The sequence below is a fragment of the Flavobacterium sp. DG1-102-2 genome (assembly GCF_033042555.1).
Taxonomy (GTDB): Bacteria; Bacteroidota; Bacteroidia; order Flavobacteriales; family Flavobacteriaceae; genus Flavobacterium.
Genome location: NZ_JAWLIK010000002.1, coordinates 189,039 through 205,248 on the forward strand (window position 1 = coordinate 189,039; position 16,210 = coordinate 205,248).

Consider the following 16,210-nt stretch of genomic DNA (forward strand, 5'->3'; position numbering starts at 1 on the left):
TCTATCTTGACCCATTTCATAAAACCTTGTAAAACAGCGCTAACCAAAATAAAAAATCGTTGTCAACACGCTTGTCAACGCATTATTATTGGCATTTAAGGGCTACTAGGATATTTTTACTAAGTATTAAATTAAAAGCATTTGCTGTGCTTTTGCTGTGGGGGCAGCACTAAGCCGCAATAAAAATAAACGCAGTTAATTTAGGTTCAGCGGGGTCCTTTGAAAGTAATTTTAAGGGACCTAATTTTTTAAAAAACTGAAACGCGGTTTGGTTGGATGCCTTGCGTTTCATAACCTGCAGGGTTCCTTATACCCCTGCAGGTTTTTAATTTTTATATAAAAAATGAAATTCAAAGCGAAATCTTAAATTACCGCTATGAAAATACTAATCTGGAATATTGAGCGCCTTCCATTTTCTAAAAAGGAAAACATTACCGCAGTCCTTACCAAATTTGAAGCTGATATTGTTATACTTACAGAAACCACAGAAGTGCTTGATTACGGTAGAAACATGTATACGGCAAACACGGTTTTACTCCCCCAATTTTCATGATGGCCAACAGTATAAAACAGGCGAAAATCGTGTAACACTATTTAGCAGGTATCCAATAGTTAAAACACATGCGACAAAAGATTTATACACGAATATCTGTGCCGATGTATTGACCAATAGGGACATTAAGAATTTACGGAACAATCACGGGAGTTTTTGGCGGAATAGGTAATAGGTTTGTATCAGATCTGGCAGATCAGATTGATGATTTTAACAGCTTGCTGACCGGAACAAACTGTTGCATAGCAGGAGACCTTAATACCTTTTTTTCGGGATATGCCTATCCAAGCCATAAAGCGCGAAATGCTTTCAACGATAGTTTTCAAAAATTAAACTTAAAGAATCTGACCGCAGACCTTAAAGACAATGTAGACCACATCGTCATTAGTGAATCTTTTATAAAAGATAGAAAAATAAAAATTTCCGTTTTAACGAGGACAAATCTCTTAGTGATCATGTAGGCATCTGTGCAGAAATTCTATAGCTTAGTTATCGGCGGTCTTTCCGCGCCACCTCAACTACATCTTCTTTTGTTATCACATATACTTTATCGTCCTCTTGCGGTTCCATTACATAGGTGCCTGTAAATTCGCCAAAGGCAGGCAGTATGAGTTGGTTTGGTGTACGGAAGAAACACGGAAGCTTCAAAAACTGCCTGCCTTTACCGGCCAGCAATACTGCGGGATGTATATGCCCTGACAACGTGTAATAATCTTCGCGTTCCTGCGGGTCATGAATAAGCAGGAAACCGTCAAGCGTCCATTCGCTTACTACGGTTATACCCAGCTCTTCGTATTTATGCGGCTCAATAATATCGTGATTACCGGCAACTAATATAATAGGCAGTTGGGTTCGCTCTACCCATTCGGTAAAAAGGTTCCATTCGTTGTTAAGCGTGCTATGAAAAAGGTCACCCAAAAAACAGATGCTTTCGGGGTTAAAATATTCAACGGTGTTATCCAGTTTTATAAAATTCTGAAATATGGCATTACCCGGCAACGCCGAACCAAATTTCCTAAAGTGCGAAATCTTACCCAGATGCACATCGCTTATTAAAAGCATGCGTTTTTCTACCCAGTACATGGCGCCAGAGCAGTGCAGAACAAATGTGTGATTGTTAATGGTGGTTTCTAATGTCATTTTTAGCCTCACCCCCAGCCCCTCTCCAAAAGAGAGGGAGCATGCAGGAATCTATTATCTATTGTATATAATCTTAAATCTATTATCTCAATACCCACTCCTAAAATCTAAATTCCCTTCATATAACTCGCGGTCATTTTTTTTATCCTTTCGGCTAATGTTTCGCTTGTTAACCTTTCGCGCAGGCGGTCAGTTATGATCGGGAAGCTGAAAGGTGTAGGCTTTTCGCACTGCTTCCACACTATTTCCTGTTGTTTTATACGTTCCAGAGCCATAAGCAATCGCCCTTCTTCGAGCTGGTGCTCAAAGGTTTCGCGATAGGCCTGCTGAAACAACAGGTTGTCAGGCTCATAATCACGGAATACCTCAAAGATAAGCTGCGAACTGCTTTGCAGGTGCTTAGTCTTCACAATCTTTCCTGGGTAGCCTGTAAACACCAGCCCGGCGATTACAGCAATATCACGAAATTTTCGCCTTGCCATCTCGGTAGCATTCAGGCTGGCCTGTAAATCGTGATGCAGGTGCAGCGGCGTGAACAATTCGTTATCCAGTACCTGCTGCATATCTATTTCTTTATCCGATAATAATTCGAATCCATAATCATTGTAAGCAAGCGAGAAGGTTATCGGCGACAGCAGACTTATCCTGTAAGCCATTAAACTTGCGAGTGCCTCATGCACATACCGCCCTTCAAACGGATAAAATATGGCGTGGAATCCTTCGCGCGTTTTAAATGTTTCTATTAAAAATTCGTTGGCCTGCGGCACTATAGATTCTTTACGCTGGCGTCTGAACATTGGCGACAGTGATTGCAGTTCCTTAGACATGTTCTCACCATTGGCAGCATACAACTCTTCGCGCAGCAGCTCACTCATCTGGGCCGATAAGGTCATCCTGCCTCCCATCCAGCTGGCGTGTTTTGCCTTGGCTCCGGGGTCGGCACGGCTTACCAAAACTTCTGTATTTTTTATACGGCGCAGTTCCAGTTTTCGCCCCGCAAAAATAAACACGTCACCCGGGTTGAGTTTGGAAATGAACCATTCCTCAATAGTACCTATGTGACCGCCGCTAAAGTATTTAACATTCATAACGGCATCGCCTACAATGGTTCCCATCTGCATACGGTGCCGCAGTGCTACGGCTTTACTATTTACCTTAAATTTTCCGTCGCCTTCTATTTCTACTTTTTTATACTCATCATATGCTTGCAGGCTCTGGCTGCCTTTTGCTATAAAGTTAAGGCAGAATTGAAAGTCGTCTCCTGTAATTCCCTGAAAGCAAAAAGTGCTTTTTACTTCATTAAATATCACATCAGGATAAAATCCGTCAGATACCGCCAGGGTTACGAGGTACTGCACCAAAACATCCCAACTATTCAGGTACGGCACGCGGTCTTCCACAACTGTCTCCTGTACTGCCCTTTTTAAAGCAGAGGCTTCTACCAATTCAATGGCATGGGTTGCCAGAAAGTAAATATTGCTCTCCTCTCCCGGCCTGTGCCCGCTTCGGCCTGCCCGCTGCAGGAACCGCGCAACGCCTTTAGGTCCGCCTATTTGTATAACGGTTTCTACAGGCGCAAAGTCAACACCCAGGTCAAGGCTCGACGTACAAACCACAGCCCGCAGCTGCTCATCGCGTATGGCCTGCTCCACCCATTGCCGTGTCTCCCGGCTTATGCTGCCGTGATGCATGGCCATATCTCCTGCAAACTCAGGATATTTCTCCAGCAGCGCCTGAAACCATAACTCGCATTGGGCACGCACATTGGTAAACACCAGCGTCGTGCGGCTTTGCTTGATTATTTTTGCAACCTCATCTATAAGATGCAGCCCCATGTGCCCGCGCCATGGGTAAGCATCCATCTTATCGGGGATTATGGAGAGTACGTTTATCTTTTTATTGATGTGCGCCCTAATAAGCGTTGAATTTTGCAGTGCTTCCGACTCTGGCCCAAGCAGCACCTCCATTGCCTGTTGCAGGTTACCAATAGTTGCGGAAATACCCCAAATGCGCATTTTTGGTGCTATAGCTTTTAACCGTGACAGTGCCAACTCAACCTGAACGCCACGCTTAGTACCCAACAATTCGTGCCATTCATCTATTATAATGGCCTGGCACCCCTTAAATACTGCATCATAACCTTTTGCAGCCAGTAATAACTGAAGGCTTTCGGGAGTTGTAATAAGCAGGTCGGGCATAGTTTTTTTCTGGCGGCTGCGTTCTGCAGCTGTAGTATCGCCTGTTCGCACACCAACGGTTAGCTGCGTACCCAGATCATTGGCTACACGTTCGGCTGCCTGCTTAATTTCGATGGATAAAGCGCGTAGTGGCGTAATCCATATGGCTTTGAGTCCGGGTTTGTGTTTTGTCTTATATTCAGGGTTACTTTTAATATAGTTCAGCACAACAGGAAACCATAGGGCATAAGTCTTTCCGCTCCCTGTAGGGGCGTTAAGCAGGCCGTGTTTGCCTTGCAGGAAAGCGGTCCAGGTTTGGGTCTGGAACGGAAAAGGTTTCCATCCACGCCCTTCAAACCAGCCTGCTGCTATATCGTAAAGTTGTTCCCTGTTCATTCCGAGTATTTATTTCTTTTCTTTGCCTGAATTCGTCGCTAATTTTACTTCGGTATCATGTCTTTTAAATCATCAATAGTATTGGCTTCTTCCATGGTTTTGTCATGTCGCCATCGCAGTATTCGCGGAAAGCGTGTTGCTACCCCGCTCTTGTGCCTGCCCGAAAGCGATATACCCTCAAAGCCTATCTCAAAAACCAGTTTGGGCACTACGCTGCGTACGGGCCCAAAACGCTCCAGCGTGTTCTTTTTTATGTAATCATCTACCTGACGGAATTCGGCATCTGTCAATCCGGAATAGGCTTTAGCAAAAGTGACCAATTCCTTTGTTCCATCTTCATTGGTTTGCCAGAGGGCAAAAGTATAATCGGTAAAAAGGTTAGAACGGCGGCCGCTGCCACGCATAGCATAGGTAAGTACCGCATCTATAGCAAAGGGATCGAGTTTCCATTTCCACCAGTCGCCTTTTTTACGGCCTACGAGATAGGGCGAATCTTTTCGCTTGAACATTAGTCCTTCACTTCTTAGTTCGCGCGCCTTCTGCTTTTCGATCTGGGCTTCGTTCCAATCATTAAATGTTATCCGTTCTGACAATTTTAGCGGAAGAGCAAATGTTTTTACCTGTTCGTATAATTGTTCAAGTAAATGCCTGCGCTCTTCAAAAGGTTTTTGGCGGATGTCCTCCCCCTTCCATTCTAATAGGTCATAAGCCTTAATAATGACCGGCGTTTTTTTAAGCAGGGCGGCTGAAACGGTTTTTCGCCCTATACGTGTCTGCAGGTCGTTAAAGCTGCCTATGTTGCCCTCTACCCATGGGAGTATCTCTCCATCTATCACAGTACCATCGGGAATTATACCCAGAAAGCTATTGAATTCAGGGTACTTATCGGTTACCAGTTCTTCGCCCCTACTCCATACGTACATGTGTCCATTTCTAATGATCGTCTGCGAGCGGATGCCGTCCCATTTGTGTTCGGCGCTCCATTGCGACACATCACCTAACGATTCGGGTTCGCCCTCTATGGCATACGCCAAATAAAATGGATAGGGTTTCGACTGGAAGTCCTGCGCTTTTTCTTCGACCACCAGATCGTGAAAACTGATGCGATCGGGGTTCCATTCACCCATGAGTTTATAGGCCAGTATATCTTCATCTACCCCTGTAGCTTTAGAAAGTGCACGGGTCATTAATTTTTGGCTTACGCCAATACGGAAGCTGCCTGTAATAAGCTTGGTAAAAACAAATCGTTCGTAATAGTTCAGTGCAAGCCAGTTGGTATGCAGGTAGTCGCGTTTCTCTTCATCAGTCTTCTTTTTAAGTGCTATCATATCCTGCACATATTCGGTCAGGCTCTTGTCAGAATGGTCTTTTGCTGTTGGAATGATAAGCGCAATGGTCTCGGCAAGGTCGCCCACAATATGGTAGGACTCTTCAAACAGCCAAAGCGGAATATTAGCCAGTTCGGTAGCCCACATTCGCAACAGCGTAGTATTAACAGGCCTTGGCGGACGGCGGTGCGACAGGATGGCTATTGTCCATACCTTATCTTCATCGCCGGCATTGCGAAAGTACTCCGTTAAGGCATCTACCTTTACCGAAGTTTTGTTGGAACTATCCAGCGTTTTTATGAGTTCGGCAAAATTTTTCATCCCTGTTATTTGTTTGTTTTTTGAAGGATATAACCTATCGGTTTCATACTTCACCTCCTCTTTCTTCTTCGGCAATTTCTGCCGGTGTCCTGGTTTCTGTTTCGCCTTCGTCGCCTTCATACTGCGTTTGTTCAGTACGGGCGTCATAGCCCTGCTCCCGCAGGTAAGTAGAAAATATATCGCTATACCCGTGGGTGCATATTATCTTCTCTGCGCCAGTAGCTTTAATGCTTTCCAGCAGTCCCTGCCAGTCGCAATGGTCGCTCAGTACAAAACCTTTGTCAATGGCCCTGCGTCGGCGTGCACCCCGAAAAGCCATCCAGCCACTTGCCGACCCTGTTACAAACGGCGTCATTTTGCGTATCCATGTACTGCCGTGAGCACTTGGCGGCGCTAAAACAATACTGCCCAGTAAATCTTCTTTTTTTGTCTCGCGTGTTACAAGGGTTGTAGGTGGGAAATCAACCATGGTGCGCAATACGGCAGTCATATTCTCTACAGCCCCATGGGTGTATATTTTACCAATATCAGTATCAAGATATTTCAGGAGTCTTTGGGCTTTACCCAGTGTATAGCCAAAAAGTATAGAGGTTTTACCCTCTGCCCTGTTTTGCGCCCACCAGTTGTTTACATCAGTCATGACCTCCGCCTGCGGTGTCCATTTAAAAGCCGGAAGCCCAAAGGTGTTCTCCGTAATAAACGTATGGCATTTTACCACTTCATACGGAGTAGAAATTCCGTCATCTTCGGTTTTGTAGTCACCGGTAAATACCCAAACCTCACCTTTGTATTCCACCCGTACCTGTGCACTGCCAATGATATGGCCGGCAGGATGAAAGGAGAATTTCACGCTGTTTATCGTAAACGTTTCGCCCCAGTCTTTTCCCGTTACATTGATTTCTCCAAGGCGGTGCCTGATTATAGGCACATTCATATGATGGGTAATGTACTGCTTGTGTCCCCAGCGGGAGTGATCGCTGTGCCCATGGGTGATAATGGCGTTATCTACCGGACGCCAGGGATCCAGATACACATTTGCCTGGGCGCAGTATATGCCCTTATCATTAAAGGCCAGCAGGGGTTGTTTCATAGGGTTATTTTTGGAGACTAATAAAGTTACAAACACCCCTATGATTATAAAAACGAATTGAGGCAAGTTTAACGTTTACTAATACGTTTTAGGTGAAATTTTGTAGAAAATAGAGGCAAAAACTGCACTTTTAAGGGTGTTTGTATCTATATTTGGATTCTATATGCACCTGAAAAAATCAATAAAGAATGTCTTACAGATTGCAATTTTAGTATTGCTTTTGTGCCTCTGCTCGTGCCAACGGGACGGTAAGCCTGAGAGCGTGGCAAACCTGCCGATACCACCTGACAGCCTTACCACCCTGGGCGGTAAAGAATGGGAAACCGGCAACTACCAGAAGGCACTCGAATACTTTTCCACCGCATATAAAAAATACCAAAAATTAAAGGATGAAGAGCAGATGGCGAATCTGCTTAATAACATGGGACTCGTCAACTGGAGCCTGCGCCATAACAAGCAGGCCATGGAATATTACAGCCAGTCGGCAGAAATAGCCGAAAGGCTTAACCTTAAACGCCTTTTAGGACTTACTCACACCAACAGGGCTCTTTTATACAAGCAATCTGAAGAATTTGATAAGGCCTTTGATCACAACAATAAGGCCATTGCATTATTCAGAGAACTGAACAACCCTAAAGACCTCGCTATTGCTTATAACAACCAGGGACAATTTTACCGCCATACCAAGCAGTACGACAAGGCGCTAACGTATTATCAGCTGTCGTTAGGCGAATGTAAAAAAGCTAATTTTATAGTGGGCCAAGCCACCGCATGGCAAAATATTTCAACAACCTATTCGGCGAAAGGCAATAATAAGGAGGCTTTTAATGCTGCCAACAAAAGCCTTAATCTTAGTCTTGCATCAAAAAGCAAAGTCCGCATAAGCGAAGCCTATCTTGAAGTTTCCATTGCTTACGAAAATTTAGGCAAGCCTGATTCTGCATTGTTTTATTACAAAAAGCATTATGAGACCGACAGGGAAATAATGGAAGCTAATCAAAGCGAAAGCCTTTCAAGGAATTTGGCAGAACTAAGTATAGAAGCAAAAAACCTGCGTATAGAAAACCTTCAGAACGAGAAAGAGATTGCCAAAACCCAATTGATAATGACTACTTTTGGCATACTCGCCTTCCTGCTTATAGGAACGCTTATACTTTACAGCTATTTTTCTAAAATGAACTTCAGGAAACGCCAGCTGGAATCGGAACTATTCAACTCAAAACGGATATTAGAGATACGGGAAGAAGAATTGCGAACGTATATGATAGACCTTTCTGGGAAAAATGCCATTATAAATGCACTTCAGGATCATACAGTTCCGGATACCGTGCCTGCTGATGTAAGTGAAGACGAAATCGCCGATCTGTTAGAACAAAAAATACTGACCGATGATAACTGGGAGAACTTCAAACTCCGCTTTAAGGCCATCTATCCCACTTTTTTTACCCGTATAAAAGACAGCGGCATCCAACTGACCGAAGCCGAGACGCGCCTGCTTGCACTTATGCGCCTTGACCTTAACGGTAAAGACATGGCAAATATATTAGGCATTTCCCCACAAAGCGTGAGGGTATGCAAAATGAGGCTTAAAAAACGGCTGCCGACAGAAAAGTATCCATCTGTTGAAGATTTCCTTTCCGAAATAACCAGATAAGCTACTATTATTCTAATTCAGGGTGCTCTAAGAGGTAGTCCTTAAGCATTTCATCCAGGGTTTCGTAGTATTTAGATAATGCTGCGGCATCTACTTCAGGATGTTCAAATGTTGGAAGTGTTTCCTGAACCTCACTTAAATATTTTGATAGTTCAGGATATTTTTCCTGTATCAGGATCGTAATCTTAAGTATCTTTTCGGTAAGTTCTTTCTTTGATTCCATAATGCCTGAATTTATTGGTGTATATTGTAAAGTTAGCAATTATTTAGGGTTTTATATTGACGGGCAAATGCTAAAAATTTCTTAACAGAATTATATTGGCACAGCAGTTGGCTTTAATTTTATAGTAACAATAAATCCTTAGTATATGAAAACAATAAAATCAGTACTGATCGCAATTATATTTATTGCGGCAGCGGGTACAAATGCACAGGTGTCCGTAAATGTAAACATAGGAAATCCTCCTGCATGGGGACCTTCGGGCTATGAGACACAATATTATTATCTGCCCGACATTGAAACGTACTACGATGTTTCTACGAGTGAATACATTTACCTGACCAACGGAAGATGGGTAAGAACCGTAACAGTGCCTACACCTTACAAAAGCTATAACTTTTATAATGGATATAAAGTAGTCATGACCGATTACCACGGACGTGAGCCTTATGCAACTTATACTACCTACAAAGTAAAGTATCCAAAAGGATACAAGGGCAAATACCAAAAAACCGTTGGCGTACCTCCAGGGCAGGCTAAAAAGATGTCAGGAGATAAACATGGCGGCGGAAAAGGAAAAGGCCATGGCCATGGCCACGGAAAGGGTAAACATAAATAAAATCAACCGGTTTGAAGCCGGTTTTTTTATGCATGCATAAAAAAATTACATATTATAGTAGTTTGATTTACAATTAAATAGCACACCCCATGATACTTTTGATATGCTAAAAATTTCTTAACGAAAAAGTATTGGCACAGATGTTGGATTTAGCGTTTCAACTAATAATCTAAATCGACAAAATCATGAAAACAATCAAAACATTGCTGATCGCTATAACGCTTATGGCTTTTGGCAGCATACAGGCGCAGGTTTCGGTAGGACTTAATGTAAATATCGGTTCGCCGCCGGCATGGGCACCTCCTCCACCGGTTCATACAGAGGTTCGTTATTATTACCTGCCTGAGATTGAAACTTACTACGACGTTAGCACAAGAAATTACATATATATTGACAACGGCCGATGGGCACGACGCCCACACCTGCCGGCAGCCTACAGGAATTATGACCTGTACCGCGGACAAAAAGTAATCGTTAACAACTATTACGGCCCAACGCCTTACACGCACTACCGACCTGCAAGAAGGGTAGTTTACCAAAGACCTGTTAATCATTATCGACACCATGACCGTCACCACGGACATCATGGTCATAAAGGTAACAAAGGCCACCACGGAAGACATTAATAGAAAAACCAGCTGAGAGGCTGGTTTTTTTGTGGGCAGTACTATTTCAGTGCTGCCTTTTTCTTTTTAAAGGAGTACAAAACTTACAGAAAAAAACTTATCGAAAGTTATTAATACGAGGCCAATTGTAAGCGGGCCAATTGTCCGCACAGCTATAATTTTAAAGGTTATGAATTTCAAGGAAAAATTTGGTTTAAAAGTCAAATCTCTAAGGGAAGAAAAAGGTTTTTCCATAGAGTATCTGGCTAATATTTCGAATGTTGACAGAAATTATATTTCTGACATAGAAAAAGGCCAACGAAATGTTTCAATTGAAATAATTGAGAAAATCACAACCGCATTTGATATTGATATTGCAACTTTTTTTAATGATAAGATTTTTAAGCGATGATAAAGGAAACAATCAGTATCGAAGAGATTAACGGAGAATTGTTTAATATAAAATTGATTGAGCCTGAAAACAACGCTCCTGCAGCATATACTCATTATCTTCATTCAATAGACAATCATTATTCCGAAATTTTCAGAGATGATGCAATTGAATATGTGAAAACAGTTTTAGAGTATACGCAAAAAGACGAAATCCCACATTTGGTTGCAGAAGAAGCGTTACAATATCTTTTATTTAACTACCAAAATGATGTTCCTTTTCCTGCTCCTCAAAATCCCGAATTTCAATTTATAGATTTATTTGCAGGAATTGGTGGATTTAGAATTGCAGGGCAAGATAATCTCGGAGAATGTGTATTTTCATCTGAATGGGATATACATGCTAAAGCTACATATTTTGCAAATTTTGGAAAAATACCATTTGGAGATATTACTAAAGAAGAAACAAAAAGAAACATTCCATTTGGTTTTGATGTGCTATGCGGTGGATTTCCTTGTCAACCATTTTCAAATGCCGGATTAAGAAAAGGATTTGAAGACACTCGCGGCACATTGTTTTTTGATGTAGCTGACATACTTGATAGAAATATTCAAAACGGAACCCCAGTAAAGGTGGTATTTCTTGAAAATGTGAAAGGATTGAAAAATCATGACAAAGGCAGAACTTTAAAAACTATAGACAAAGTTTTAGATGATCTGGGTTATGAGATGAAATATGAAGTTTTAAGCTCCAAAAATTTCGGCGTCCCACAAAACAGAGAAAGAATCTTTATAGTAGCATATCTTAAAACCGAAAATAGAAATTTTACTTTCCCTCTTGGTCTGGATAGTCATGATAAAGCAATATTTGACAAAGAAAAACTATCAAATGTAAAGAGCACAAAGGTTGGTGATATACTGGAAATAAACACCGATAGTAAATACACTATATCAGATAAATTATATGCAGGCCATATCAGAAGAAAAAAGGAGCATCTTGAAAAAGGAAATGGTTTTGGCTTCTCGCTTTTTGATGAAAATTCACAATATACAAATACTATCTCTGCAAGATATTATAAAGACGGAAGTGAGATTCTTATAGTTCAAAAAGATGGAAATCCCCGTAAACTTACTCCTAGAGAGGCTGCTAATTTACAAGGGTATGACGAAAAATTTGTTATTCACAAATCAAATGTACAGGCATATAAACAATTTGGAAATAGTGTTTCAATACCTGTAATTAGAACAATTTTTAACGAAATCAAAAAACAACTTTTATAATGCTGACAGATTTCAGAGAATTAGCGGAAAAACTTGCCTTAAAATTTAATGACATAGATTATTGGCCAGAAATTGAATTTAATCATCAGGATATTCAATTTCTTAAAACAATCGAAGGCGTAAAATTTGTCAATAGACATTCTATACAGATTCAAATCGATAAAAATCATGCAATACTACCAAGTCAGTACATATTGTATTCAATATCTATAAAACCGTTAGCTGTGTTCGTCAAAGAATATCTTGATGTATTTGAAACTGCAAAAAATGGAAATTCGCAAAATTTTATTGGAGAAGCAATTTTAAACAGTAGTTTGGATTACTCTAATTTGGATATAGACGAATATAGCAAGACTATAGGCCCTAAAATATTTACAGATAAAAGTTTTAATCTCGAAGCTAAATCAATTGTTAACGGAACTCGAGGCAACTATAATATTAGAGGGATTACGGATTTTTATGGATCAATCATTCTTAAACCTATAAATATTCCTAATGCTAGCTCAACAATCCTTGGAAAATTTATTTATAAACTTGCAAGTAACAAGGACATATATGATTACTTAGAAAAAAGATTCCTACGAAATACGCCTTATATATTAAAAGACAAACATATAAAAACTTTTACTAAGAATGTTTTTCTTTTTTTATATCAATATGATAAATTAGAAAGATTAAAAAATTACATTGCGAGAAATGAAGATCCATCTTATAGCTCGATTAAATTTGAAGATAAATCTCTAACAAGTATATTTAAAACTTCTACTTCTCCTTTAGATAAAAAGGATTTAAAATTTAATGATGACAGGATAAGGTATTTCGAAGAGCCATTATTCATGTTAAATAATGAATATTATTATTTTTCAACTGAATGGACAAATAGAACGAATAGTCGATTAGATCTAAATTCACTTACATTTCTTTTAAGTAGACTCTATCCTGAGTTTAATATAAACTTTGAAAATGAATTTTACATTTTTAAATACTTCGAAGACAATTTGTCAAAGTCTTCTTCGAATCAAAAAAAGATTATCCAACAAATTTTTTATGGCGCACCAGGAACCGGCAAATCTCATAAAATTGAAAAAATTATAGAAGATGTCCCTCAAGATCAAAAAGAAAGAGTGACATTTCATCCAGAATATGATTACTCATCTTTTGTAGGAGGCTATCGCCCATATTCTGAGAAAAAGGGAGATGAATATGTGATAACTTATAGATTTATACCTCAGATATTTACCAATATTTATATAAAGGCATGGCAAAATCCAGGTAAAGATTATTATTTAGTTATTGAAGAAATAAACAGAGGGAACTGCGCAGAAATATTTGGAGATTTGTTTCAATTACTTGACAGAAATAGTAATTATAACATTAGCCCTTCAAAAGATTTACTCGACTACTTAAAACAACAATTAACTGGGGATGCAGTAAAGGGTATTGAGGGAGATAAAATGAGGTTACCATCAAATTTACATCTTCTCGCTTCTATGAATACATCTGATCAGTCACTTTTCCCAATGGATAGTGCATTTAAAAGAAGATGGTCTTGGGAGTATGTGCCAGTTAATTATGAAGAGAGTGCAAATGGAGTCGCTAATCCTTCATATAATTTTCAAGTAGAACTAGGGCCGGATAAACGTTTTAAATGGATTGATTTTATAAAGAAAGTTAATCAGATAATTAAATTGAATCCTAATTTAGGTCTTGATAAATGTTTGGGTAATTATTTTATAAAACCTTCTGAGAATATAATTACTCTGGAAGAGTTTGTTAATAAAGCTATGTTTTATTTATGGATTGATGTTTTCAAAGATGAGGAAGATTCAATCTTTAAATCTGGTAATGAAATTGTTACATACGAAGATTTTTTTCCAGTATCTACATTGGGAATTGAAAGAGTTAAGAACTTGCTTGATGATTTAGAGGTTTCCATTATAGACGCAGAAGAGGAACAGGCATGAGAGTTTTATTAGAAGGTAGCAAATACAATATTGAAGAACTTAAAGAGGTTTTTGATGACCCTAAGTTTTATACACAGGACGGTTTATCCGGAACTGTAAACAGTGTTGGTTACTATCACTCTTTTGTGAACAACACTTTAATATATATGCTTCCAAAAGTATTTTTGGGGTCTGATGGAATGATTCTAGGTTGTACTCCGGAGGAATTGTTCAGAAAAGATATGAACAGGTCTTTTAAACATTCAGGAGAAAATCTTTGGACAAGACAATTGCTTGTTTATTTCTATAATAGCTTGGCTGAATTCAGATCAAGGTATAAAAATTCAGGAATTATAGAAAATTCTGAGACGTTTGAATTAAACACGAATTTAGGGGTTTCAGAGTATTCATACATGGATTTGCTACTAAGCTTTATCAACTTTTATAAAAAAAATAAAAACACCATTCTTTATCATCATATAGAATATACTTCTAATATAGCTAGTAGATCCAAATGGGATAAAACAATAAGAAAAAGCATCCCTATTCTTTCTAACAATGTTCCTATATATCTACACATAAAGAATAAAAGCAAAACTATCAATGATGAGGAAGAATTATTGTGTTACTATTTTTCAATCCTAAATCATTTTAAAAAGGAGCACAATTTACCTATTGTCATTGATAAAAGTTATAAAACACTAACAGGACCTAAATTCAAAAAACTCGAAGATAAAGGCTTATCTCAACTAAGAAAAATTAAGCATCGATATTTTTCAGACACATTAAAAAGAATGTATAAGCTATGCGAACTTTATTTCAGCAAAACTGATAAAAGCAGCAAACTAAAAAAAAGAGAAGAATTCATTTCTGCCAGGAATTATAATATAGTGTTTGAAGACATGATTGATAAGATTTTCTCAACAGACATTTATAATGATAAAACCGTCGACGATATTACATTAGACAAACTAAAACACAATGCGGATGGTAAAATTATCGATCATATATATGATTACAAGTCTCTTATAGATAATACAAATATTTTCTATATTGGTGATTCAAAGTATTATAAACCTACACATCAGGCTGGCCGACTTTCTATATATAAACAGTTTACTTATGCGAAAAATGTAATTCAATTTAATATTGATCTATTAAACAGAAGTAAATCTTATGAGAATGTAAGATATAGGGACAGTATTACAGAAGGCTATAATATATCCCCAAATTTCTTTATTTATGGGTTTATCGATGACATGAAAAACTTTGATGAGCCTTTGTTGAAATCTACTGGCACCCCTCAACATTCATATCATTTTGAAGACAGGTTATTTGACAGAGATAGTTTATTTGTAATACATTACAGAATTAATTTTCTATATGTTTTAAAGGCCTATACCAGCGTCAATCATTTCGTTATTAAACAATTTAGAGCCAGTACCAAGGATAAATTCAGAAATGAATTTGTTAGCTTTTTTAATTCATCTCTTGAATGTCCTTTTAAGCTATATGAAAAAGAATTTTCAAAGAGGGATCTTAATAGCTTTATAAGTGATAATTTTAGAGCTTTAAATGGTAAATGCATAACCATTAATGACACGACCTTGCTCCTTGCAGAACATATAGATTATAAGCTAGAATCTTTAAGAGCAGGTTTTGAACCAAAAATACTAAGCTAATGGATGTCCACAACCCTGAACAACGCTCTAAAAACATGGCTGCTATTAAAAGTACAGCCACAAAAGCAGAAGTTGCTTTAGGCAAGGCACTGTGGCATGAGGGTCTAAGATATCGCAAAAACAACAAGACCGTTTTTGGTAAGCCCGATTTTACATTCAAAAAAGATAAAGTAGCTGTTTTTGTAGATAGCGAGTTCTTTCACGGCAAAGATTTTGAAACCAAAAAGAAACCGGCTACTAATCCTGAATTTTGGGAGAAGAAAATTTCCCGCAATATAGAACGCGATAAAGAAGTAAACGAATACCTAATCTCTAACGGCTGGACAGTAATACGTTTCTGGAGCAACGAGGTAAAGAAAAACATAAACGGCTGCGTTGTCATCATCAAAGAGGTAATAGACAAGGCAGCCGCTGAAAGTTTAAGCGCGTCTTCGCTTACTGAAGGTCAATCCTGAGTTTGTTACCTGTAAAAGCATCTATAGCTTCCTGGTAATCTACCTCATCCCAGTTTGTTTCCTCGTGCATGTCCTCAAATTCCTTAGCCCAGGTAATAAATTCGGCAATATCGGTTCTTGAATCACCAGAGAAAAATCCTTTTTGTCCTGCAATAAAAGCGATGTCCGCAATGGCTTCGAAGAGCTTAAAGTCCTCGACTGTGTGTTGAAGCGTGTTCATGTGATTGGATGGTATTGGTTGTTTTTATTATTACTGATTGGATGGTACAATGTTAAGAAAAACCAAAACAATATGTACTATAAAATCTATCTTTTTTTCAACATTAATTCGCTCTGACACAGTCAGTTGTCGAATG

The 16,210-nt window shown here is 39.0% G+C and carries 15 protein-coding genes; 9 read left to right on the forward strand and 6 right to left on the reverse strand.

Annotated features, from left to right (window positions below; genetic code table 11):
• Positions 1-376: 376 nt before the first annotated feature.
• Positions 377-553, forward strand: a complete 177-nt coding sequence (locus R1T16_RS04160; protein WP_317499815.1) for a hypothetical protein — start codon at positions 377-379, stop codon at positions 551-553.
• A gap of 489 nt (positions 554-1,042) precedes the next feature.
• Here the strand turns inward: R1T16_RS04160 and pdeM are convergent, their stop codons facing one another.
• The 4 genes from pdeM to R1T16_RS04180 all read right to left on the reverse strand — a co-directional run bounded on the left by pdeM (position 1,043) and on the right by R1T16_RS04180 (position 7,005).
• Positions 1,043-1,693, reverse strand: a complete 651-nt coding sequence (pdeM, locus tag R1T16_RS04165) for a ligase-associated DNA damage response endonuclease PdeM (protein ID WP_317499816.1) — start codon at positions 1,691-1,693, stop codon at positions 1,043-1,045.
• 107 nt (positions 1,694-1,800) lie between these two features.
• Positions 1,801-4,266, reverse strand: a complete 2,466-nt coding sequence (locus tag R1T16_RS04170; protein WP_317499817.1) for a ligase-associated DNA damage response DEXH box helicase — start codon at positions 4,264-4,266, stop codon at positions 1,801-1,803.
• A gap of 44 nt (positions 4,267-4,310) precedes the next feature.
• On the reverse strand, positions 4,311-5,915 hold the full coding sequence (locus tag R1T16_RS04175) for an ATP-dependent DNA ligase (RefSeq protein WP_317499818.1): 1,605 nt from the start codon (positions 5,913-5,915) through the stop codon (positions 4,311-4,313).
• A 43-nt stretch (positions 5,916-5,958) separates the two neighbouring features.
• Positions 5,959-7,005 carry a ligase-associated DNA damage response exonuclease gene (locus R1T16_RS04180; RefSeq protein WP_317499819.1) on the reverse strand — a complete coding sequence of 349 codons (1,047 nt, stop codon included), beginning with the start codon at positions 7,003-7,005 and terminating at the stop codon, positions 5,959-5,961.
• 163 nt (positions 7,006-7,168) lie between these two features.
• On the opposite strand from R1T16_RS04180, the gene R1T16_RS04185 reads away from it, so the two are divergent.
• Complete coding sequence (locus R1T16_RS04185; RefSeq protein ID WP_317499820.1) at positions 7,169-8,659, forward strand: tetratricopeptide repeat protein; 1,491 nt, start codon at positions 7,169-7,171, stop codon at positions 8,657-8,659.
• 7 nt (positions 8,660-8,666) lie between these two features.
• Here R1T16_RS04185 and R1T16_RS04190 read toward each other — a convergent pair whose 3' ends face one another.
• A complete protein-coding gene (locus R1T16_RS04190; RefSeq protein ID WP_317499821.1) occupies positions 8,667-8,882 on the reverse strand; it encodes a hypothetical protein in 216 nt (71 codons plus the stop codon).
• A gap of 145 nt (positions 8,883-9,027) precedes the next feature.
• Between R1T16_RS04190 and R1T16_RS04195 the strand changes: the two genes are divergently transcribed.
• The 7 genes from R1T16_RS04195 to R1T16_RS04225 all read left to right on the forward strand — a co-directional run bounded on the left by R1T16_RS04195 (position 9,028) and on the right by R1T16_RS04225 (position 15,854).
• Positions 9,028-9,498 carry a hypothetical protein gene (locus R1T16_RS04195; RefSeq protein WP_317499822.1) on the forward strand — a complete coding sequence of 157 codons (471 nt, stop codon included), beginning with the start codon at positions 9,028-9,030 and terminating at the stop codon, positions 9,496-9,498.
• 185 nt (positions 9,499-9,683) lie between these two features.
• On the forward strand, positions 9,684-10,124 hold the full coding sequence (locus R1T16_RS04200; RefSeq protein WP_317499823.1) for a hypothetical protein: 441 nt from the start codon (positions 9,684-9,686) through the stop codon (positions 10,122-10,124).
• Positions 10,125-10,293: 169 nt separating this feature from the next.
• Positions 10,294-10,515 carry a helix-turn-helix transcriptional regulator gene (locus R1T16_RS04205; RefSeq protein ID WP_317499824.1) on the forward strand — a complete coding sequence of 74 codons (222 nt, stop codon included), beginning with the start codon at positions 10,294-10,296 and terminating at the stop codon, positions 10,513-10,515.
• Positions 10,512-11,774 (forward strand): DNA cytosine methyltransferase, encoded by a 1,263-nt coding sequence (locus tag R1T16_RS04210; RefSeq protein WP_317499825.1) that lies wholly within the window; start codon positions 10,512-10,514, stop codon positions 11,772-11,774. Before R1T16_RS04205 ends, R1T16_RS04210 begins: the two co-directional genes overlap by 4 nt.
• Positions 11,774-13,738 (forward strand): McrB family protein, encoded by a 1,965-nt coding sequence (locus tag R1T16_RS04215; protein ID WP_317499826.1) that lies wholly within the window; start codon positions 11,774-11,776, stop codon positions 13,736-13,738. Before R1T16_RS04210 ends, R1T16_RS04215 begins: the two co-directional genes overlap by 1 nt.
• Positions 13,735-15,399, forward strand: coding sequence for a hypothetical protein (locus R1T16_RS04220; RefSeq protein WP_317499827.1), 1,665 nt, complete (start codon positions 13,735-13,737; stop codon positions 15,397-15,399). Before R1T16_RS04215 ends, R1T16_RS04220 begins: the two co-directional genes overlap by 4 nt.
• Positions 15,399-15,854: a very short patch repair endonuclease gene (locus R1T16_RS04225; protein WP_317499828.1), complete on the forward strand. Its 456-nt coding sequence runs from the start codon at positions 15,399-15,401 to the stop codon at positions 15,852-15,854. The genes R1T16_RS04220 and R1T16_RS04225 overlap by 1 nt, the downstream gene beginning before the upstream one ends.
• Here the strand turns inward: R1T16_RS04225 and R1T16_RS04230 are convergent.
• Positions 15,835-16,074, reverse strand: a complete 240-nt coding sequence (locus tag R1T16_RS04230) for a hypothetical protein (RefSeq protein WP_317499829.1) — start codon at positions 16,072-16,074, stop codon at positions 15,835-15,837. The genes R1T16_RS04225 and R1T16_RS04230 overlap by 20 nt on opposite strands.
• Positions 16,075-16,210: the final 136 nt, after the last annotated feature.